Here is a 20854-nt window from a genome sequence, read left to right on the forward strand (position 1 = left end):
CGGTTACGCTCCGGCGAACACGCAGTGAGAAGGGGGCCGAGTGTGACCGCTGAGGCCATAGATACGGGCCCCCGCACGGGCGTCGGCACGTCCGGCAGTACCGGCGACCGGCCGTTGCGCATCGCACTCCTCACCTACAAGGGCAACCCCTTCTGCGGCGGCCAGGGCGTCTATGTGCGCCACCTCGGCCGCGAGCTGGCGCGCCTGGGCCACAGCGTCGAGGTGATAGGCGCCCAGCCCTACCCGGTGCTGGACGAGGGCGTCGCGCTCACCGAGCTGCCGAGCCTGGATCTCTACCGGCAGCCCGACCCGTTCCGCACCCCGGCCCGCAGCGAGTACCGCGACTGGATCGACCTCGCCGAGGTCGCCACCATGTGGACCGGCGGCTTCCCCGAACCCCTCACCTTCAGCCTGCGGGTCCGGCGCCATCTCGCCGCCCGCCGGGGCGAGTTCGACATCGTTCACGACAACCAGACCCTGGGCTACGGTCTGCTCGCCGACCTCGGCGCCCCCCTGGTGACCACGATCCACCACCCCATCACCGTGGACCGGCAGCTCGATCTGGACGCCGCCGAGAACCGCCGCCGCCGCGCCTCCGTACGCCGCTGGTACGGCTTCACCCGTATGCAGAAGCGGGTCGCCCGCCGGCTGCCCTCCGTGCTCACCGTCTCCGGTTCCTCCCGGCAGGAGATCGTCGACCACCTCGGCGTACGCGAGGACCGCATCCGGGTGGTGCACATCGGCGCCGACACCGACCTCTGGTCGCCCGACCCCTCGGTCGCCGAGGTGCCCGGCCGGATCGTCACCACCTCCAGCGCCGACGTCCCGCTCAAGGGCCTGGTCCACCTCGTCGAGGCGCTCGCCAAGCTCCGCACCGAGAACCCGCACGCGCACCTCGTGGTCGTCGGCAAGCGGGCCGAGGACGGGCCGGTCGCGCAGGCCATCGAGCGGTACGGGCTCCAGGACGCCGTCGAGTTCGTCAAGGGCATCAGCGACGCCGAGCTGGTCGACCTCGTGCGCAGCGCCGAGATCTCCTGTGTGCCCTCGCTGTACGAGGGTTTCTCGCTGCCCGCCGCCGAGGCCATGGCCACCGCCACCCCGCTGGTCGCCACCACGGGGGGCGCCATCCCCGAGGTCACCGGCCGGGACGGGGAGACCTGCCTCGCCGTGCCGCCCGGCGACGCGGACGCGCTGGCCGCGGCGCTGGCCCGGCTGCTGGGCGACCCGGAGCTGCGGGCCCGCCTCGGCGCGGCCGGCCGTGACCGGGTTCTGGCCAACTTCACCTGGGCCAGGGCGGCCGTCGGCACCGCCGAGCTGTACCGTCAGGCGATCGCGGCCTGCGGAGCCCGCAGGTGACCGCCCCCGGCGCCCCCTGACCGCCCCGGCGCTCCCCGACCCACCCCCCCCCGGAACCCGTACCTCCGACCTCGAAGGCAGGCCCTTGTGCTGACCGTCGACTTCACCCGCTTCCCGCTCGCCGCAGGCGACCGAGTGCTCGACCTGGGCTGCGGTGCCGGCCGGCACGCCTTCGAGTGTTACCGGCGCGGCGCCCAGGTGGTGGCCCTCGACCGCAACGGCGAGGAGATCCGCGAGGTCGCGAAGTGGTTCGCCGCGATGAAGGAGGCCGGGGAGGCACCCCGGGGCGCCACCGCCACCGCGATGGAGGGCGACGCGCTCAATCTGCCGTTCCCCGACAACTCCTTCGACGTCGTGATCATCTCCGAGGTCATGGAGCACATCCCCGACGACAAGGGCGTGCTCGCCGAGATGGTCCGGGTCCTCAGGCCCGGCGGACGGATCGCGATCACCGTGCCGCGCTACGGCCCCGAGAAGGTCTGCTGGACGCTCTCCGACGCGTACCACGAGGTCGAGGGCGGCCACATCCGTATCTACAAGGCCGACGAACTGCTCGGCCGGATCCGCGAGGCGGGGCTGAAACCGTACGGCACCCACTACGCCCATGCGCTGCACAGCCCCTACTGGTGGCTGAAGTGCGCCTTCGGCGTGGACAATGAGAAGGCCCTGCCGGTGCGTGCATACCACAAGCTGCTGGTCTGGGACATCATGAAGAAGCCCCGGGCCACCCGGGTCGCCGAGCAGCTGCTCAACCCGGTCGTCGGCAAGAGCTTCGTCGCGTACGCCACCAAGCCGCACCTCACCAAGGCCGAGGCGTGAGCACCCCCGAGCAGACCGAACACCTCGTCCTGCCGGGCGTCCTCACCGCCGAGCAGGCCGCCGAGACGGTGGCCGCGCTGGTGGCGGCGCAGTGCGAGGACGGGGCGCTGCCCTGGTTCCGCGGCCACCACCTCGACCCGTGGGACCACACCGAGGCCGCCATGGCGCTGGACGCGTCCGGCGAGCACGCGGCGGCGGAGCGCGCCTACGACTGGCTCGCCCGCAACCAGAACGCCGACGGCTCCTGGTACGCCGCCTACCACGACGGCGATCCGCGGCAGCCGACCGACCGGAGCCGGGAGAGCAACTTCTGCGCCTATGCCGCCGTCGGGGTCTGGCACCACTACCTCGCCACGGGCGACGACGCGTTCGTCGACCGGATGTGGCCGACCGTCTACGCCGCGGTCGAATTCGTCCTGGGGCTCCAGCAGCCGGGCGGCCAGATCGGCTGGAAGCGCGAGGCCGACGGCACCCCGGTCACCGACGCCCTGCTGACCGGCTCCTCCTCCGTCCACCAGGCCCTGCGCTGTGCGCTGGCCCTCGCGGAACGGCGGGAGGAGCCGCAGCCCGACTGGGAGTTGGCGACCGGTGCGCTCGCCCACGCGATCCGTAGCCACCCGGAACGCTTCCTGGACAAGAGCCACTACTCGATGGACTGGTACTACCCGGTCCTCGGCGGCGCGCTCACCGGAGCCGACGCCACCCGCCGTATCCAGGACGGCTGGGACCGTTTCGTGGTCCCCGGCCTCGGGGTCCGCTGTGTGCTGCCCAACCCCTGGGTGACGGGCGGCGAGAGCTGCGAACTCGCCCTGGCGCTCTGGGTGACGGGGGAGTCCGACCGGGCCCTGGAGGTCCTCCAGTCCATCCAGCACCTGCGCGCCGAGGGCGGCCTGTACTGGACCGGATACGTCTTCGAGGGCAACCGGGCCTTCTGGCCCGAGGAGCTCACGACCTGGACCGCCGGGTCCCTGCTGCTCGCGGTGGCCGCGCTCGGCGGAGACGAGGCGACCACCGCGGTCTTCAGCGGTGAACGGCTGCCGTCCGGCCTGGAGCCGGACTGCTGCCGTTGAACTGAACGGCCGGGGCGGTCAGGAGCGGCCGACCCGGCCCGCGACGGCGTGGCCCACGGCGAGGTAGACCACGGCCGCGAGACCGTAGCCGGAGACGACCCGCGCCCACGCCTCGTCGAAGGTGAACAGGTCGTACGACCAGCCGGCCAGCCACCTGGCGGAGTCCTGGACGAACTGCACCAGGTCGTTGCTCCGGTTGGCGTCGAGCAGATACATCAGGATCCACAGGCCGATGATGAAGGCCATGATGTCGGCCACGACGGCGATGACTCGTGCCGCGGTGACGCTTCCCTTGCCTGTTCTGTGAGACATGGACTCCGGGTTGCCGCTCCGCGCCGGGTGAAACCCGGACGGGTGGCACGAGTGGCGGCCCGGGTCCGTGCGGGCCAGCCTGACCAGGAGTGCCGATCTCCGGCGCTCAGCGCGAAAGTGCCCGGTCAGGGAGGCCCGCCGTGCCCCGTTCCACGCCGCTTCGCCGTCTCCTCGTGGCGCTGCTGATGTCCTGTGCCGTGCTGATGGGCACCACCGCGTGCGGCGGCAGCGGCAGCGGCAACACGATGAACAGCGCGGCGACGCCCAGCGGCTCGGCCTCCGCCGAGCGGCAGAAGCTCGCCAAGACCAGGTTCGTGGCCAACGCGGGCCTGGCGGCCGGAGCGACGTACCAGTGGATCGTGAAGCCCTACCGCGCGGGCACGTTCAAGAAGGGCGCCGACGGCCGGACCTTCGCCGTCGTCAAGGCGGGGCTGGCGGGCACCTTCGCGTACAACCGGCTCAAGGCGGCGGCGGACAACGCCAAGGGCGACCCGCTGCTGGCGAAGGCCGTCGCCCCGCTGACGGCCGGTATCGAATCGCTCAAGGGGATGGCCACCAAACTCCGCAAGGGCGAGGCGGGCGGCGGCGACATCGGCGCCTTCGAGAACGTCATCAACAACATCAAGGACGCCGGGAAGAGCGCGGGCGCCGAGGTGAAGGACAAGGTCCCCTCCACCGCACAGCTGAGCGGATAATGCGGTGGGGCGGCGTGGTGGCAGCGCTTAGGGTGCGGCCATGACGCCTCTCCCGTACGACCGTTACTGCGACGAGATCCTCCACCAGACCGACGAACTGAGGGCGGTCCTCAAGGGCGCCGACCTGACGGCGACCGTCCCCAGCTGCCCGGACTGGAGCCTTCGGGAACTCGCCGTCCACGTCGGCGGCGCACACCGCTGGGTCGGCGAGATCGTGCGGAGCCGGGCCGGTGAGGACATACCCGACGAACGGATTCCGGGATTCGCCGGTCCCGAGGGGGACGACCCGGCCGCCCTCGACACCTGGCTCGCCGCGGGTGCCTCGTCGGCGGTCGCGGCCCTGCGCGAGGCCGGGCCCGGTACGGAGGTCTGGACGTGGGCCTGGGAGCGCCGGACGGACTTCTGGGTGCGGCGCATGACGCACGAGACGGTCGTCCACCGCGCCGACGCCGCGCTGGCGGCCGGGACCGGTTTCGCGGTGGCGCCCGAGGTGGCCGCCGACACCATCGACGAATGTCTCCGGATCGTCTCCTTCGTCCAGGACGGGGGCGAGGACCCGGAGGCAGCCGAACTGCGCGGCGCCGGGCGCTCGTTGCATCTGCACGCCACGGACGTGCCGGGCGCCGAGTGGCTGATCGAGTTCGGCGAGGACGGCTTCACCTGGCGGCGGGCCCACGAAAAGGCCACCGTCGCCCTGCGCGGACCGCTCACCGATCTGATGCTCGTCTTCAACCGCAGGCTGGAACCCGGCAGCGACCGGGTCGAGGTGCTCGGCGACCCCAACACTCCTGACTACCAGTTCTGAGCATACGCGCACGTCAGCACCAACGACAGAGCCCCGCACGGCACTTGGCCGAACGGGGCATTTTGCTGTCTGCGCGGGGCTACATGTCCGGCTCAAGCTCTCCGGGAACGGGGCCGGTGATCAGGGCCACGGCGTGTGCGGGGCAGGCGTAGAGGGTGGTTCCGGGGCCGCTGGTGCTCTGTATGTAGCGGATCGGGATCGGGGCATAGGTGACGGTCTTGCAGCGGACGCAGAGCGCCATCGTGATGACCGGGTCAGCGGTCAGCCAGTCGCGCGTCATGCCGACACTCCCGCAGCGGCGTACGCGGCGGTTTCGAAGTGGTCTCCGGGATAGCTGTATGGGTAGTCCACGCCGAGCGTTGCGAGGACGGCAGCAGTGCGGCGTTCCCGGATCACACCGAGTTGCATGGTCATTTCGGCTTGCTGCCGGAAGAGCGCTTGGGCTTCTTCCTTGGTGGGACTGGACCAGGGGCGGGACCAGGGCGACACGGGGACGGGCTCGGGGGTCCGCGCGGGGGTTGCTGTGTGGCGTCCGGGGCGGCGGGGGCGAAGGCAGAGAGCACCCATGCGAGGGTGCGGGCGATAAGATCGCGCATGTCGGTTCAGCTCTCTCGTAGCTGTTGCGGCGGAGCCCCGGCGACCGGTCCTAAGCGGTTGTCCGGGGCGTTTTTCGTGGTACTTCTCCTGACGGTAAAGCAACTGGTCTAACTGGTCTATCTGATCCAAGAAGTCCACCGGTCTAAGTCGCCGTGAATCGGTCCCCTTGTCTACGCTTCGGGTCATGCCCGAGCAGCCACAGAACCCGCACGCACCGCACGCGCCGTACATGACTGTTCTTGACGCGCTCGCGGCGGAGATCAAAGCCGGGAAGTACAAGCCGGGCGAGAAGATCCCGAGTGACGCTGAGCTGGTCCGGCGCTTCGACGTGGCTCGGATGACTGCCCGCCGCGCCGTGGGAGTGCTCCGGGAACGTGGGCTCGTCCGAACCGAGTGGGGTAAGGGGACGTTCGTAGTGGGCCCGGAGCCGGCGGGCGAGGATGAGCACCAGGGCGACGCGTAGGGGCCTAGCCGTGCAAGAAGTCTTCAAACTCCCAGGAGTGCCCCGGCGCGTGATCTACGGACAGTGAGCACGCCTGTTGCTGTTGGTGGGTAGCGGTGGGGTCGACCATTTCGCACGGTGCGGCAGTGACGTACGTGAACGTGTCTCTGTCCCAGCGTGCCCATACGTCGAACGTGCCCCGCCCCATGTTCTCTAGGTGGTCACCGTGCGCGTCGGTGTGCCCCCTGACCAGCTCACAGACAAGCCGGTAGGGCAGCCCGTGCGTGCCATCTTGGTGATGTGCTCGCGCGTCCGCGAACCAGGGTGCGTAGGTAGTCGTGTTGCAGCGGTGCACGGTTGGGTCTCCGGTCGGGGGGCGAGTACCGGGGCGCTAGTCCGTATGCGGGTTGTCTCGCAAAATCCGTCGCACTTCGCGGCGGGCTATCGCGTCCAGGAGGTCCCCGAGGGGGTCAGTCACTGCCCACGAGTGCCCACCGGCGTGCATGAGATGGAGCGTGCATCCCTTGATCTTTGATACCGGGCCGTGTCCGGAGAGTGCGGAGCAAGGGGGCAGCGCGGTGAAGCGGTAGCGGCCTGGTGCCCAGAAGAACCACAAGTCGCCGCGGCTTTCGGTGTCGACCGGCCAGAGGCGTGCGGCGTGCTCGTCATATTCGGAGTGCTCACCCAGCTCGCAGAGCGCGCGTTTGTGTTCGGCGAAGGCTTCCGGCGGGTCTGTCGGCCCTCCGGGCAAGGTGGTGAGCGCTACGAGCGCGTCTATCTCGGGCACGTGGGCAAAGCTGGTGCATTGCAGCACGGTCGTTCCCTCTTGGTCGTGGGGGCAGTGCGAAGCCCCGCCCGAACGGGTGGTCCGGGCGGGGCGGTTCCCTCACCGTGCGGGGGCACGGCACCCCTGAAGACAGCAGCCTTCCAACCAAGTGGCTGATGCCTTGCGGGCGGACCGGGCCGGCGGGGGCACGTGGCTCCGGCTGTCCCGGTCGGGGGAGCCGTCCGCGCATCCGGATTCAGGGACCGAATACGCGGACGGGGTCTATCGGTCGCGATGATCACGCACGGCGTGTCAGTGCGGAATCCCCGCGATGATGTCGCGCGCCCCTTGACGCAACAGCTCGGCACACACCCGCGACCCAAGCACGGCGGGGTCATTCCGGCTCTCGCCCCAGAACTGCGAGTGCACGAACTTGCTGCCGTCTCGCGAGAAGACCATTCCGCGCAAGCTGAGTTGCCCGTCCGGCTCGGTGATGCAGTACCCCGCAATCGGCGAATTGCAGTGCCCGCGCAGACCATGAAGCATCACGCGTTCTGCGGTGACTTCCCGCATGGTCTTCTCGTCGTTCAGCCGTTCGACAAGTGCCGCTACCTCGTGGTCGTCTCGCCGACACTGAAGCCCGAGAACACCGGCCCCCACGGCAGGAAGGATCTCGGTAGCGGAGAACCTTTGGCGGGCGCGGTGGCTGAGTCCGATACGCGCGAGTCCGGACGATGCCAGAACCATGGCGTCCAGCTTGGCATCCATCGGCTTCTTGCCGTCGAGCTTGTCCACGCGCGTGCCGACCATGCCCCGGATTCGGATCACATTCAGATCAGGGCGCACACACAGGATCTGTGCCTTGCGTCGGACCGCGGACGTTGCTACGGAGGCACCAGGGGGCAAGTCGGCAAGTGTCTGGCGTGCGTCGCCCTCGGGGAACAACAGCACGTCGTGCACGTCGTCACGCGGCAGGTAGGCGGCGAAGATCAACCCCTCGGGCAGGGGCACGTCACCGGGCACATCCTTGACGCAGTGCACGGCCATATCGACTTCGCCGCGCTGCAACATGATGTCGATCTGTTTCGTGAACAGTCCTTTGCCCCCGAGGGCTGCAAGATCTCCTTGCCACGTGTCCGCCTCGGTCGTGACGGGCACGACTTCAACTTTCAGTTCGGGCTCATGTTTCCGGAGCAGTTCGGCAACCTGGTCCGTCTGTGCACGGGCCATCGGTGAGCTTCGGGTGCCGATGCGCATCACACGATCAGGAAACGCTGTCACCGTGATGTTGTCCCTTCGTTTCGGTGTTCCCGGTAGGTAGACCCTCCGGGAAGCTGTAACGGGTTCACGATCCGCCGGGCTACGGCGGGGTGCAGCAAGGTCGGGAACTCCTCCCGCTGCGTCCAGCGCCACGCGTCCAGCTCTGTGCGCTGTAGCGCGATACGTGCCGAGTCGTCGCCATCCAGCACGGGCCCCGCGAACAGGAACACGAGTCGTGCGCGTGCTCCCGGAGTCCGGGCCTCTATCCACTCCACTGCGAAGAGATCGGTTTCGCGAATGTCGGCGGTCAAGCCCAGCTCTTCGCGGACTTCTCGGCACGCTGCCTCACGGGGCGACTCGCCCGATTCCACAATGCCGCCAGGCAGGTGCCACTTTGCGGCCTGCTTGCTGCGGACTGTCAGCAGCCGTTCGTCCGGATCGGTGATCAGTGCGTAGGCCGTGACCGGGTGGCCCGTGGCGGTCGTAGTGGGCACTGGTGAAGTCTCCTCCCCTATACGGGGCTCTTGTCGGAGTGGTGTGGACCGGCCGACTGCCCCCTCTCTGAATAAGGCAGCCGACCGGCGCGGGGCTCCACCCCGCCGCAGAGCGAGTCACGGTCCGTCTACACCGGACCTATGCAGCGGGGCGGAAGTCTTAGGGGCGGTCTCGCGGTCAGGAACGGGTCGGAGGGAAGCGTCGGCTACGGGCAATGGCGTCAGCGGCCGACGCATCGCGGCGGGGCTCTCCCCGGTCGTCGAAGAGCTTGCCAAGCCAGACCGGTGTCACCTGCCACGTGCGGCACAGATTCCGCATCGACGCACCATTGCGGTATGCCTGGACCACGTCGTCCCAGTGCAGCAGCACCACAACCCGTGCGGCCTTTACTTCGGATCTTGAGCGACGGAGCAACTGTGTGTTCCTTGGATGTGTGGTGGGCCCGCCCGGCTGCCACCGTCCCCACGACAAGGGACAGCCGGGCGGGGGCTTGGGGGTTACTGCGGCGACAGGGACCCGCGCGCCGGACGGACGCTCTCAACGGGCGGGACCGCTTTCGGCGCGTACGGGCAGCCGGGCTTGGTGCCGTCACAGAGGTTGCAGTGCGGGCAGTCCTGAATTCCCGTGCAAGCGGGAGTGGGTGTGATCGGCAAGGTGCGTCCTCGTGAGTCTTGTGTGCGTGTGGAGCCCGCCCCGGTCGCCCCGTGGGGGACCACTTGTCACGCGACCGGGGCGGGGGCTTTAGGGGGCTAGTCGCCCACGGCGCGGCTTGACCGGACGGGCCACACGGTGAGCGTCACCCGCAGACCAACGGCAGGGTCGGCCACGGTGAGCACGTCGGTATATCCGGCTTCCAGCCGCGCTATTGACTGGTCTTGTCGGGCCTGGTCGTCTGCCCATGCCCGGAGTGCTTCCGGGGCGTCAGAGCTGTGAAAGGCCACTGATCGGGCATGTTTTGCACAGAGCCAAGCGGCCTCGGGGGGTACGTCGTAGCCGTGGCTGTCCGCGAGGCGTAGTGCCTGCCTGCGGAGCCAACGGAGTGCGAGGCGGCGAGTAGAAACCGTGACCCCGCCGAGCGAGACCGCTTTCCGTCCGGTCGTCGCGGTGATCTCCGCAACGTAGGGAACGTCAGGCTGACGGGGCGCGGGGTCCGCTCCGCGTTGCCGCAGGATGGGGCGCATGGGCAAGAGTGCGGGAGGGGTGGTCACAGAATCCGCCCCTCACTCCGGGCGTTGCACCGCGCGGTCTCGGCCCGCAGCCGCTCTATGCGGTTCGCGGGACGGACATGCTCGGGCTTGGCATCCCACTCGGTCCCGCCCCGGACCGGGCGCAGCGCCCAGTACGGGCCGGCAACCCCGCAGAACTCGCCGACGCGGTCTTTGCGGCTGGTGTCCACCAGCAACGCACCAACTTGCGGGGACTCAGTCACTGCATACCCCGCATTTGGGGGCGGAGGTCTCAGGCACACTTCCGGGGAGGTGCCCAAGGGTGTTGTAGGGGTACGGAGAGGTAGGCCACAGACCGGCGGCGGCATCCACTAGTGCGCGTCGCCGGGCACGATCGGCCGGGCTTCGACGGGTCATGCATCGACGCTAGAACCGAGCCGCCAAAGCTGTCTGTGGCACTTTAACTACTCGAAGTTCCGAAGTACCCCCGCTAGACCACGAGTTGCAGCGTTTGAGCCATGCTGCGCATCTCCGGTGTCAACGTTCGGCGTCCCGCTACCACCGTTCGGAGTACGTCCCGAGCCGGGCTCTGATTGGGGAACCACTCAGGCGACGCAACTTGGATCTCAGCCAGTTTCCCAAATGCTTCGGTGAACTGCCCAAGCCGCGCGTACGCGCTTGCCACATCGAGCCCATGCCGAGCGCGGACACTCGCGGAAGGGACCGTAGTAGACCTCGGCGTCTTGGACAGCGACGCCGCGAGACGCAACGCACGGTCAGGCTGGTCTCGGACCAACGCGTCTTCTACGGTCTTCATCCGTACAGAGATGGGCCCGAACGTTCGCATCTGCTCGTGCTCGGGGCGGGTCTCCCTACCGAGGGCCGTTGCTGCACTGGCAGCGAATTTCAGAGCGTCGGTTGCAGCGCCGGGCTGGTTGTTTCTGATCGCTGCGGCGGAAACGTTCAGCAGAAGCAGGCCCCAGGCTGACAGCTCGGCAGGAGTCGCGCGGCTAATACGCGGTTCTAGCTCGTCCGCCCAGTGCACAGCCGTGCGCAAGGCTTCATCGAGTCGGCCTTGCCGCATGAGGAGCCAGCACAGCGTATTGATCGTCGCGGCGGTCACCATTCGGTCCGTCGCATCGTCCAGCGCGCGCCGCAAGACAGTCTCCGCCATGTCGAACTGCCGTGTATGCGTCAGAGCACCGGCAGTCAGTTGCAGCACGCGGAGGCGTTCGGCTCGTCCTTCGGAACCGAGCGCTTCCGAGTCGCAGATCAGATGTGGCAGCACAGTTGCGAGTTCACCGAAGCGATGCGCGCGGTACAAGGGGATCGCCGCGGCCACGGAGTCGGCGACGCCTTCCAGCGTGGGGGCTTCTTCACTGTCTACGGCGAGTGGGCGCGTCAGCGCCTCCCGCACGGGGCTCCATACTTCCTGCGTGCCGGGAGTCGGCCCGTCCTCGGAAGGTTCCGCAACAAGGGACATGGTGGGGACCCGTAGCACCAGCGCGAGGGCCCGCAGCGTCTCCATGCGCGCCCCGTTACGCTCCCCTTGTTCGAGCTTTCGGATCGTAGAGACCGAAACCCCGGAGTGATCGGCCAACTCTCTTTGCGTGAGCCCGCTTAGCTTGCGGGCCTGCTTGACTTTCTTCCCCGCATCAGTCATGGCTCCAGGGTACGACCCAAGGGGTCGTTCCTTAGCGAAGAGGGGAAACGGAAGTAGCCCCGCCATGCTCCCGGACAGGAGACATGGCGGGGCTGCTGGTCACGCTGCCCGGTGGTGCGACTCGGGGCGCGCAAGGGCACTGAAGCTGATCACGGCGGGCGGGTCCTGGTCGGGCTCGCGGTCCGTCAGGTACACGCCCCACCCCTGGCTACTGCGGGACACGGGGATGCGGTGCACGGACACTCCGAACCGCCCCGCGAGGCGAGCACGGACAAGCACAGGAGCGAGCCGGAAGGCCACAGCGGCAGCGTCCTGGCGTTCGTCGTAGCCGTCCACGAAACGTCGTCGCCGGCTATCAGTGGCGGTCATGCGACCAGCGCCAAGACCGTGCCGGGGCGCTTGCCGGGGTTCCCCTCGCGGATCACCTGCAACGGCGGTGTCTTACGCGTCGGGTCTGCCATTCCCTCACCCCTCCCATGGGTCGTAAGGCGGTTTGTGGGCAGCGCAGAGCCCCGCGCAAAGGGCGGTAGCTGCGGCGCGATCTTTTTGCCTCCCTGCCGCTCAGCAGCGAGAGGGGAAGGGGGTCGCCCCCTGGTCAGAACGGCGGACGCTCGGCCGATTCACGGCGTGAACGAGCTTCCGCAGCGAACCCGCCCGGCTGATTGCGTGCGGTCTCGCCGTTGTGGCACGCGACGCACAGCGGACGAAGATGCTTCGCCGCATCCGGATTCGGATCGCCCGCGAGATCAACTCACGGCGACTCAACGGGAAATGGTCCGCCACGTTCGCCGCGCGACCGCACAGCACACACCAAGGGTTCGCGTACAGGTACGCCTTACGGATGCGCTGCCAACGCGTGGTGTAGACAGCACCGCCACGCGACGCCCGATCCGCGTTCGCTTCCCTGGTGTGCTTCGGGCAACGTCCACCGGCTGCTGTCAGCTCGGGGCATCCGGGGATGCTGCAAGGGGGGCGGGGTCTACGGGGCACGGGGGTCACCTTTTGGGAACTTGCATGAAAAAGCCCCGGCTTCCATAACCGGGGCTCAAAATTGCATGGAGGAAATTACCCGCTTCCACCTCCAAACATCGCACGCAAGGCCATTAATGCCCGCAGTCCTATTTCTGGATTCGGATGCGCAACGGCCGTTATCATCACGGCCGCAATTACAGCTAAGATTCCAGTCGCCGGAACGCCGGTCGATAGCTCCATGGTTGAGAAACTAGCGGACACCTCCTGGGTACGCAAATAGTCGAATTGAAGGGCCTTCTTAGCGCCCGCATGGGGCCTTTCGATACCCGCATGGGACCTCTCGACACCCACATGGAGTTCTGGAAGGGCGCCAGTGCAGCAGTAGTGCCCTCTCGCCACCTTCAGGTGTCGTCGCTCCCCACTGATGGACGGAACAGTGGCCACCCGTGTTCAGCTCGGGGCGCCCAGGGACAGAGCACGGGGGGGCGGGGTCGGCGGGGCACTAGGACACCTCCACGTGCTCGAATGAGCGAGCTGGTTCCCAGGTGTCGAGTTGTCAATAACCCAGTTCGGAATACCTGCTGCGCTTGGTGGGCTTGGTGGGCTTTCATGGCGTGCGCTGCGCAAAACGTGCTGAACTGCTGTCATGAGTCGAGCGACACGCATTGAACATCGCCCCCCACAGTTCGAACTCCGCTGCGGCGGGCTGCACTTGACGATCCAGCGCGTCCCCGGCTGGCTGGTGGCTGCCCTTGCCACGGCCACAGGAAGCGGCCTTGCCGCGTGGCTCACGTCCCGGTGACAGCGGCTGCATGGGACGAATTACGACCTGTCGTCCTTCCCCAAGGGAATGTCGGTGGGTCCTCGGCCGTACTCACCGCCAGCATGTTGCGGAGCGGTGCAGCAGCAAGAACAGCAGCTACAGCGGCGAGCCGTTCCATGTCCTCGGGGCCGTGGTCGTACGCCTCGCTAAGCCACCACACGGGCACCGCCGAACTCGGTTGCGGTCTTGAGCCCGTGGCACCCGTGGCACAGCACCTGCACATTCCCGTCCACGTCCTCACCGCCACGGGACAGCGGACGCACATGGTCCACGTCCACCCCGTCCGCGGGGAAGTCGTTCAAGCACCAGTCGCACCACGCCGAGCCCCGTTCCTGCACGGTCCGCCGGAGTCGGGCAGCAGCATCGGACCGGTTCGCCCGTCCGCGGCTCCGTGCACGGCGGGTACGGACACTGGCCCGTCCCTCGTACTGCGCGTGGTGTGTGGTGCAGCGTCCGCGCTGTGTGGCGGGCTCGGTGCAGTCGATACAGCGCATGTGCGTCCCCTTGTGTTGTTGTCGGCCTGGTCCGAGGGCGAGCATCCTGATAGGCAACATGCCTGGACCCATGGGCAGCGTGCCCAAGGGCATGAGGTTGCTCGTCGTCCTGGCGCTCGATGTCGGCAGGTGGAACCGTCCGAAGACCACGACGTTCAAGGAAGTCATCATCCGGATCAGGCTCCGGTTGGTCTGCGCCCGCCCGAGGACTCGAACCCCGGAACTCTGCCGATTGGGTACGGCGCACCTCTAGCCGTTGGGCAGCATCTGTACACCTGGCGAAAATTCGAGATGATGTGTCATCCGGAACTATTGGAAACTCAGCGCCTTATGGAGGCGACAGTGTTTGGTGATGGTGCGGGGCCCATTGCAATAGTCGTTGGCATACTTCTAGTTATCGCCTATTTCATACCAGCGATTGTCGCTTTCACCCGGAACGTACCGAATCGCGGATCGGTTCTCGTGATCAATCTGCTACTCGGGTGGACTGTTATCGGGTGGATTGTCGCGCTGGCGATGGCCGCAAGAAGCCAGTTGCCGCGCGCTACCAACTAGGCGTGCCCGCCCCCGGACTCGAACCGGGGAACTCTGCCGATTGGTTACGGCGCACCTCTAGCCGTTGGGTCAGCGGGCATGGTGTCGTCCTGGCGCTCATAGATGAGTCCGGACGACTTGGGGACCGCACGCGCTTACAACCCCGGTCAGCGCCCCGTCAGGGCGGTTACTGGTGGGCGGTGCGGTCCCCGGTTTAGCGTTGCCTCACGACTCCTGCGGCCACCCCTTCCGGGGTGCGTGGTGCACGGGCAACGCTTGTTCCGAGAACGGGCACTCTGTCCGCCCGATGCCCCGTTGGGTGGGTGCGCGGTAGTCCCGCTCTCGGAATCATCGGGAGAGCGGACGTTTCCCGCGCCCTTTCAGACGGTCGGGCTGTTCTCGCTCTCGGTCTTAAGGGAGAGCGGTGGTTTCCCGTCCGCCCCGTGGGCGAGCGGGTGACCGTTCCTCTCTCGGAATGGAAGGGAGAGCAGAGGTTTCCCGAGCCCCGCGGGGCTGTGCGGGGCCGTCTCCGGTCCCCCTTCCGAGCTGTAAGGGAGAGCGAGGGTTGCCCGTGGCCATACCGGTGTTGCGGTGTCGGCTGTGACCCCGGTTTCTCTTCTCTACTACTTTTTCTATGGGTTCCAAAAAATGCTGAAAGTCGTCACTCTCAACACCCTTCGCTCTCCGCTGTGGGGCAGCCCCGCCCGAGGGCGAGCCGGCGAGAGGTCCATGCGTCCGTGTGCGGGCAGCAGAAAGCCCCGGCGGTCCGTGAGGGACTACCGGGGCCGGTCGGTCTGGTCGTACTCCATCCCAGGACGAGCCTGTAAGGCACCAGCCCTACCCCGCACTCTCCATGTCGGTAAGGGGTCCAGTGAGCCTATCGGGGCCCTACGCGGTCACCAGCTCGCGGACCGGCTCGGCAGCCTTGACGGGCTCGACTAGGCGCACGCTCGCGCCCTCGGTCGGCTCGTCTCCGCGCGCTACCGACTCAAGCGCCGTTGCCTCTCCTGCGAGGGCTTCCGCGGCGGGGTCCAGCTCACCGGACATGGTGAACGTGACGCGCCGGACGTCGAGCTTGCGCCACCCGCCACGGACACCGCGCCGCACGTCGAGACGTACCCCCGCTTCATTCAGCATCGCTCGCCGACCTGCCGTGTCCTTCTCGGCCCACTCATGCGCGAACGTGCGGCCGGTCGGGGTGACGATGCGTTGTGCGTCGCGCTTCTCGCGGGACTCCAGGTCGGCTATCCGGTTATCCAGCGCATCCGCGCGTTCCTGCCACGCAGCGGCAGCGTGCCGGGACTTCTGCCGCCCCTTCTGTTGCTGGTGCTCGTTGAACTCGGCGAGCGTGGCGCGTAGCTCGGGCTCGGGGTCATAGCCCGGAATCTCGACAACGTGCGTCGTTTGGACGGGCCCGACCAGCCGCAGGAACTCGACGGATACGTACTCATCAACCCAGTCCCCCCGGATGTTCGCGGGAGCCTCGCAGATCTCGCCCCGGCTGTGAGCGCTGCACTTGTAGACGGGTGCCTGCTTGTGCGGCCCCTTGTTCAGGTACATACGGCCCCCACACGAGCCGCAGTGGATCACTCGCAACAACAGAGCGTTTGTGTCCTTCCGGTCCGGGTTTGCGACGCTGCGGGAGTCGAGAGTTGCGCCGATGCTGTCAAACTCCTCGCGGGTCATGATGGGCTGTTCCGTGTGCATGATGGGGTTGCCCTGTGCGTCCCTGACGGGCCTGGCTTGATGCATCTTCCAACCGATGAGCGTTTCGTTCCGGAGTATCTGCCTGATGACAGAGGGGGTCCATTTGAAGACCTCACACGCGGTAGGCGCCCCCTTGGCCCCGCCGGTCTTACCGCCCTTGGTGCGCTGCATCTTCACGGCCAAGTGATCGCGTGGGCTCGCCTTCTGGTCCACGTTGAGCCCCGCGGCGATTGCTGAGACGGTCTTGCCTTCCAACAGCTCTCGTACGATGCGCTCGATGATCGTTACGGCGTCCGGGTCGGGTACGAGCGTCCAGCCGACACCGCCGAACTCTGCGGGCATGGGGGCGGGCATGTAGCCGTACGGGGGGCGACCGCCACCACGCCACCGGAGCGGCATTCGGCGGATGGCTGCCATGGCCCCGGTAACACGGTCCTTGATGCTCTGCGACTCCACCTGTGCCGCAAAGGCGAGCATCATCATTTGGAACTCGGCCATGGGGTCCATGGGGTTGCGGAAGTCAAAGACCAACTTGCCCCCGCCGATGCCCTCGGCAAAGACCAACATCTTTCGGTGGTCACGGGCCCACTTCGCAAGCTCGTGCATGTGCGCCATCGACCGGATAGCGCGGTCAAAGCGCCACCGGACAAGCGCGTCGTACTCGTCGGGTCGGGCGAGCCACCCGCCGAGCTGCGGACGGTCGAACGGGCCGAACGTGGACGCGCTCACATCAAGGTCTACGGCCTCGCGGAGCGCGTCACCGGACCCAAAGTCGATGTTGAGTTCTGCCGCCACCCTGTCGTCGGCCCCGCGCTGACGCTCCGGGCTGGTGGTCTCGTCGGTCAGGACGGACAGACGGACACACCGCACGCCCCGAAGGGTCTCGGTGTAGACCGTGCCCGCGAGGGGGTTTCGGTGCTGCGGGGTTGTGTCCATACCCCCAGGGGAGAGCGAAGGGTTCCCGCTACCGTCCCTGACCAGCGTTGATGCCATCATGCCGACACTCCAGAACGTCTAGTTCTGAGTGTTGGGAGACGCGGAACTGCTGGACTTCTGGCTGGAGCGCTCATCGTTCGGATGAGCCGTGCGGGGGCGCTCAGCCGTTGAGTTCGGCCAGCACGCGCAGGGTGGCCGGGTCCGGAGCCGTGACCAGGAGGTCGGTGACCGGCCCCTTGCGCCACAACTCCAGCCGTTCTTTGATGCGTTGGCGCGGCCCGACGAGCGAGATCTCATCGGCGAAGGCGTCGGGCACCGCGGCGACCGCCTCCTGCCTGCGGCCCTGGAGGAACAGGTGCTGGATGTGCCGGGCCTCCTCCTCGAAGCCCATCCGGGCCATCAGGTCGGCATGGAAGTTGCGCGCCGCGTGCCCCATCCCGCCGATGTAGAAGCCGAGCATTGCCTTCACCGGCAGCAGCCCCTCCGCGACGTCGTCGCAGAGCCGCGCCCGCGCCATCGGCGCGATCATGAAGTCGTCGCGGAGCCCGGTCAGCGAGGCCGCGTACACGTCGGTGCGCAGCGGTGACCAGTACAGCGGCAGCCAGCCGTCCGCGATCTGGGTCGTCTGGGCGATGTTCCTCGGCCCCTCCGCGCCGAGCAGTACGGGCAGGGAGGCGCGCAGCGGATGGGTGATCGGCTTCAGCGGTCTGCCGAGTCCGGTGCCGTCCGGCCCGGTGTACGGGTGGGAGTGGAAGCGCCCGTCGAGTTCGACGGGGGCCTCGCGCGCCAGGACCTGGCGGATCACATCGACGTACTCGCGGGTGGCCGTCAGCGGGCTCTTCGGGAACGGGCGGCCGTACCACCCCTCCACCACCTGCGGCCCCGAGAGCCCGAGCCCGAGCATCATCCGGCCGCCGGAGAGGTGGTCCAGGGTCAGCGCGTGCATGGCGGTCGCGGTGGGCGTGCGGGCCGCCATCTGCGCGATGGCCGTGCCCAGCCGGATACGGGAGGTGTGGGCGGCGATCCAGGTCAGCGGGGTGAAGGCGTCCGAACCCCACGCCTCCGCCGTCCACACCGAGTCGTAGCCGAGATCCTCGGCCTCCCGGACCAGGGCGAGATGGCCGGGATCCGGGCCGCGGCCCCAGTATCCGAGAGCGAGTCCGAGCCGCATTCCGGTCCCTCCGACGGTATGTGACGATGCGTCAGATTGTTGGCGCCTGAGGGACTGTACGACAACGGCCCCCCGCCCGGAAGGGCGAGGGGCCGCGGGGTCGTGCGCGGACGTCAGCCGCGCTGGATGCCCGTGGTGTCCTGGAGGACGCCACGACGGCCGTCCTGCGTCTGGGCGATCAGGCCCGGACCGCGCTGCTCCACCGCGAGGTACCAGGTGCCCGGAGCCAGTTCGGCGATCGGGTTCGGCGAACCGTCCTCGCCGTACAGCGGACGGGCCACCGGAACGGCGAACCAGAACGGGGTGAAGTCGGCGGCCGGACCGCCGCCGCCCTGCGGAGCCTGCTGCGCCTGCGCGGCCTGCGGCTGGGCCGCGTCGGGCTGACCGGGCTGCGGCTGCGCACCGTACGGCTGGGGCTGACCCGGCTGCGCGCCGTACGGCGGCTGCTGGGCACCGGGGTAGCCGTAACCCTGGCCGGGCTGGGCACCGTACGGCGACTGGACGGCCTGCGCGGGACGCGGCGCACCGGCGAGCGGCGCCTTGAGCGCGGGGACGAGCGGACCGGCGACCGCACCGGCCGCCAGCACGATGGCCGCCAGCAGCCCGAGGATCATGCCCGCACCCGCGTCATTGGCGTCGATGGTCGTCCAGAACGCGCTCCACAGCGCGAAGACGCAGAACGCGGCACCGAACGGGGCCAGATCGAGACCCGCGACCTTGCGGCCCGGAGTGGCGCGACCGACGATCAGCAGCGCCGCACCGATGACACCGGCCAGGAAGATGCTCATCAGGAGCGAGAGCGAGTCCCAGGCGTTCGCGCTGTACTGGGAGCAGTCGACGCCCCGCGGGCAGTCGTAGCCGGAGAGGTCGAGGAATGAGGCGATGAACAGCACGACCGCTGCTCCGATCACCACGCCGTCGCCTCGAGTGAGGGAGCGGATATTCACGTGAAGGTCCTTAGTCGGTCGTCTCGTCGGGGCGGTCGTCGCTGCCGCCGTTGCGGCGGGTACGGCACGAAGCTCGGGGGCGGCTCCCCATCGTACGGATGAATCTATCGTCTGCCCGGCCCGGTTGTGCCCCGGACCGGAGCCTGGTCGGCTATCCCCCCAAATTCCCCCCAGGACTACCCCTTGAGGTAGCCGGTGATGCCGTCGGCCAGGCCCTGGGCGGCCTTCTGGCGCCAACTGCCGCTGGTGAGCAGGGCGGCGTCCTTCGGATCACGCATATTGCCGCATTCGATGAAGACTTTGGGCACGGTCGACAAATTCAGTCCGCCGAGATCCTTACGGGTGTCCAGGCCGGTATTGCCGCCGATGTAATTGGAAGGCGCAGTTCCGGTGGTCCGGAGGAAGTTGCCCGCGATCCGGGCGCCGAGATCGGCCGAATGTTCGACGATCTTCGAGGTGTCCGCCGCGCCGCCCCGGACAAGGGCCGGAAGAATCACATGGAAGCCGCGATTGCCCACCGCCGAACCGTCGGCGTGCACCGAGACCACCGCGTCGGCCCCGGCCTCGTTGCCGATCCGGGCCCGTTCGTCGACGCACGGGCCGAACGGGCGGTCGTTGTCGTACGTGAGTTCCACCTTCGCCCCCCGCGCTTCGAGCAGGTCGCGCAGCCGGTGCGACACATCGAGGGTGAACAGGGCTTCCGCGTAACCCGCGTTGGTGGAGGTGCCGGTGGTGTCGCACTCCTTGGTGCCGGTGCCGATGTTCACCTGGCGGCCGATCTCCCGGGTGTGCTCGCGGTTGCGCGGATTGTGCCCCGGGTCGATCACCACGGTCCGGCCGGTGAGCGGCCCCTTCGGCAGGGGCTTCGCGGACGCCGAGGACGTGGCCGGCTTCGGCTTGGGGCTCTTCGACGCGGACGGCGACACCGGGGCGGACGGGGAGAGCGGTGCGGACGTGTCGGCGCCGGAGCCCGGACGCGGCTGCGCGGGGGCCGCCCCGTCGTCGCCTCCGCCACCTCCTCCGCATCCGGCGAGGGTCAGGCAGAGGGAGGCCAGCGCGGCGGCGGCGAGCAGGGGCCGGGCGCGGCGGGTGGGGGGAACGCTGTCGTCGTACGGCACGCGGGCGATGCTATCGGGGCGGCTCAGATCCCCGTTCCGGTGCGCCGCAGGACACGGAGCGAGTCCGTCACCGACACCTCGGCGAACGCCCCGGAGGCCAGTGCCCGCTGATGGATCCGGTACGGGGCCTGTCCGCCGTCGGCCGGGTCGGGGAACACGTCGTGGATGACGAGCAGCCCGCCCGGCGCGACATGCGGGGCCCAGCCCTCGTAGTCGCCGCTCGCGTGCTCGTCGGTGTGCCCGCCGTCGATGAAGACGAGGCCGAGCTTTCCGCCCCAGACGGCCGCGACCTGCGGGGAGCGCCCCACGAGCGCCACCACGTGCTCCTCGAGACCGGCCCGGTGCAGGGTGCGCCGGAAGGCCGGCAGGGTGTCCATCCGCCCGACCTCCGGGTCCACCACGGTCGGATCGTGGTACTCCCAGCCGGGCTGCTGCTCCTCGCTGCCGCGGTGATGGTCGACGGTGAGCGCCGTCACACCGGCCGCGCGGGCGGCGTCGGCGAGCAGGATCGTGGACCGCCCGCAGTACGTCCCGACCTCCAGCAGCGGCAGCCCGAGCGCGGCGGCCTCGGCGGCGGCCGCGTACAGGGCGAGCCCCTCGTGTACCGGCATGAAGCCCTTGGCGGCCTCGAACGCGGCGAGAATCTCCGGCTTGGGCCCGGCTGCGGACTCGGCGGCCACGGGTTCCTCCTGGGGGGACGGCGGGG

General features: G+C 68.5%; 23 protein-coding genes. 8 read left to right on the forward strand and 15 right to left on the reverse strand.

What is annotated here, in order from left to right; translation table 11 throughout:
* Positions 1–42: 42 nt before the first annotated feature.
* From OG413_RS19860 to OG413_RS19870, 3 genes are all read left to right on the forward strand, one after another.
* Positions 43–1356 carry a glycosyltransferase family 4 protein gene (locus OG413_RS19860; protein WP_266807313.1) on the forward strand — a complete coding sequence of 438 codons (1314 nt, stop codon included), beginning with the start codon at positions 43–45 and terminating at the stop codon, positions 1354–1356.
* Between the two features lie 87 nt (positions 1357–1443).
* A complete protein-coding gene (locus OG413_RS19865) occupies positions 1444–2175 on the forward strand; it encodes a class I SAM-dependent methyltransferase (protein ID WP_266807315.1) in 732 nt (243 codons plus the stop codon).
* Entirely contained in the window at positions 2172–3245 is a 1074-nt protein-coding gene (locus OG413_RS19870) for a prenyltransferase (RefSeq protein ID WP_266807317.1), read from the forward strand. The genes OG413_RS19865 and OG413_RS19870 overlap by 4 nt, the downstream gene beginning before the upstream one ends.
* Before the next feature lie 18 nt (positions 3246–3263).
* Here the strand turns inward: OG413_RS19870 and OG413_RS19875 are convergent, their stop codons facing one another.
* Positions 3264–3557, reverse strand: coding sequence for a hypothetical protein (locus tag OG413_RS19875; protein WP_266807319.1), 294 nt, complete (start codon positions 3555–3557; stop codon positions 3264–3266).
* 140 nt (positions 3558–3697) lie between these two features.
* Between OG413_RS19875 and OG413_RS19880 the strand changes: the two genes are divergently transcribed.
* Positions 3698–4252 carry a hypothetical protein gene (locus OG413_RS19880; RefSeq protein WP_266807321.1) on the forward strand — a complete coding sequence of 185 codons (555 nt, stop codon included), beginning with the start codon at positions 3698–3700 and terminating at the stop codon, positions 4250–4252.
* A gap of 40 nt (positions 4253–4292) precedes the next feature.
* Positions 4293–5057, forward strand: a complete 765-nt coding sequence (locus OG413_RS19885; RefSeq protein WP_266807323.1) for a maleylpyruvate isomerase family mycothiol-dependent enzyme — start codon at positions 4293–4295, stop codon at positions 5055–5057.
* 79 nt (positions 5058–5136) lie between these two features.
* Here the strand turns inward: OG413_RS19885 and OG413_RS19890 are convergent, their stop codons facing one another.
* The gene (locus OG413_RS19890) at positions 5137–5337 is read right to left on the reverse strand and encodes a hypothetical protein (RefSeq protein ID WP_266807324.1); all 201 of its coding nucleotides are present in this window, start codon (positions 5335–5337) and stop codon (positions 5137–5139) included.
* On the reverse strand, positions 5334–5471 hold the full coding sequence (locus OG413_RS19895) for a hypothetical protein (protein WP_266807325.1): 138 nt from the start codon (positions 5469–5471) through the stop codon (positions 5334–5336). The genes OG413_RS19890 and OG413_RS19895 overlap by 4 nt, the downstream gene beginning before the upstream one ends.
* A gap of 367 nt (positions 5472–5838) precedes the next feature.
* On the opposite strand from OG413_RS19895, the gene OG413_RS19900 reads away from it, so the two are divergent.
* A complete protein-coding gene (locus tag OG413_RS19900; protein WP_266807327.1) occupies positions 5839–6117 on the forward strand; it encodes a GntR family transcriptional regulator in 279 nt (92 codons plus the stop codon).
* A 370-nt stretch (positions 6118–6487) separates the two neighbouring features.
* On the opposite strand, the gene OG413_RS19905 is transcribed toward OG413_RS19900, so the two are convergent.
* The 7 genes from OG413_RS19905 to OG413_RS19935 all read right to left on the reverse strand — a co-directional run bounded on the left by OG413_RS19905 (position 6488) and on the right by OG413_RS19935 (position 13543).
* The gene (locus OG413_RS19905; protein WP_266807328.1) at positions 6488–6910 is read right to left on the reverse strand and encodes a hypothetical protein; all 423 of its coding nucleotides are present in this window, start codon (positions 6908–6910) and stop codon (positions 6488–6490) included.
* Between the two features lie 264 nt (positions 6911–7174).
* The gene (gene hemC / locus OG413_RS19910; RefSeq protein ID WP_266807330.1) at positions 7175–8119 is read right to left on the reverse strand and encodes a hydroxymethylbilane synthase; all 945 of its coding nucleotides are present in this window, start codon (positions 8117–8119) and stop codon (positions 7175–7177) included.
* Between the two features lie 20 nt (positions 8120–8139).
* Positions 8140–8616, reverse strand: coding sequence for an NUDIX hydrolase (locus tag OG413_RS19915; protein ID WP_266807332.1), 477 nt, complete (start codon positions 8614–8616; stop codon positions 8140–8142).
* 1205 nt (positions 8617–9821) lie between these two features.
* A complete protein-coding gene (locus OG413_RS19920; protein ID WP_266810258.1) occupies positions 9822–10079 on the reverse strand; it encodes a hypothetical protein in 258 nt (85 codons plus the stop codon).
* 194 nt (positions 10080–10273) lie between these two features.
* Positions 10274–11446, reverse strand: a complete 1173-nt coding sequence (locus tag OG413_RS19925; RefSeq protein WP_266807334.1) for a helix-turn-helix domain-containing protein — start codon at positions 11444–11446, stop codon at positions 10274–10276.
* Positions 11447–11545: 99 nt separating this feature from the next.
* Positions 11546–11815: a hypothetical protein gene (locus OG413_RS19930; RefSeq protein ID WP_266807335.1), complete on the reverse strand. Its 270-nt coding sequence runs from the start codon at positions 11813–11815 to the stop codon at positions 11546–11548.
* Between the two features lie 1572 nt (positions 11816–13387).
* Positions 13388–13543, reverse strand: coding sequence for an HNH endonuclease (locus OG413_RS19935; protein WP_266807336.1), 156 nt, complete (start codon positions 13541–13543; stop codon positions 13388–13390).
* A 250-nt stretch (positions 13544–13793) separates the two neighbouring features.
* Here OG413_RS19935 and OG413_RS19940 point away from each other — a divergent pair, with 250 nt between their 5' ends.
* Together OG413_RS19940 and OG413_RS19945 are read left to right on the forward strand one after the other, a co-directional pair.
* Positions 13794–13988: a hypothetical protein gene (locus OG413_RS19940; RefSeq protein ID WP_266810416.1), complete on the forward strand. Its 195-nt coding sequence runs from the start codon at positions 13794–13796 to the stop codon at positions 13986–13988.
* A 77-nt stretch (positions 13989–14065) separates the two neighbouring features.
* Positions 14066–14290: a superinfection immunity protein gene (locus tag OG413_RS19945; RefSeq protein ID WP_266810260.1), complete on the forward strand. Its 225-nt coding sequence runs from the start codon at positions 14066–14068 to the stop codon at positions 14288–14290.
* Positions 14291–15157: 867 nt separating this feature from the next.
* Here OG413_RS19945 and OG413_RS19950 read toward each other — a convergent pair.
* The 5 genes from OG413_RS19950 to OG413_RS19970 form a co-directional block, all read right to left on the reverse strand.
* A complete protein-coding gene (locus tag OG413_RS19950; RefSeq protein WP_266807338.1) occupies positions 15158–16912 on the reverse strand; it encodes a recombinase family protein in 1755 nt (584 codons plus the stop codon).
* A gap of 160 nt (positions 16913–17072) precedes the next feature.
* Positions 17073–18083, reverse strand: coding sequence for an LLM class F420-dependent oxidoreductase (locus OG413_RS19955; RefSeq protein WP_266807340.1), 1011 nt, complete (start codon positions 18081–18083; stop codon positions 17073–17075).
* A gap of 113 nt (positions 18084–18196) precedes the next feature.
* Positions 18197–19030 carry a hypothetical protein gene (locus OG413_RS19960; protein ID WP_266807342.1) on the reverse strand — a complete coding sequence of 278 codons (834 nt, stop codon included), beginning with the start codon at positions 19028–19030 and terminating at the stop codon, positions 18197–18199.
* Positions 19031–19206: 176 nt separating this feature from the next.
* Positions 19207–20148 carry an N-acetylmuramoyl-L-alanine amidase gene (locus tag OG413_RS19965; RefSeq protein ID WP_266807344.1) on the reverse strand — a complete coding sequence of 314 codons (942 nt, stop codon included), beginning with the start codon at positions 20146–20148 and terminating at the stop codon, positions 19207–19209.
* A gap of 23 nt (positions 20149–20171) precedes the next feature.
* Positions 20172–20828: a class I SAM-dependent methyltransferase gene (locus tag OG413_RS19970; RefSeq protein WP_266807346.1), complete on the reverse strand. Its 657-nt coding sequence runs from the start codon at positions 20826–20828 to the stop codon at positions 20172–20174.
* Positions 20829–20854: the final 26 nt, after the last annotated feature.

The organism is Streptomyces sp. NBC_01433 (assembly GCF_026340105.1).
Taxonomy (GTDB): Bacteria; Actinomycetota; Actinomycetes; order Streptomycetales; family Streptomycetaceae; genus Streptomyces.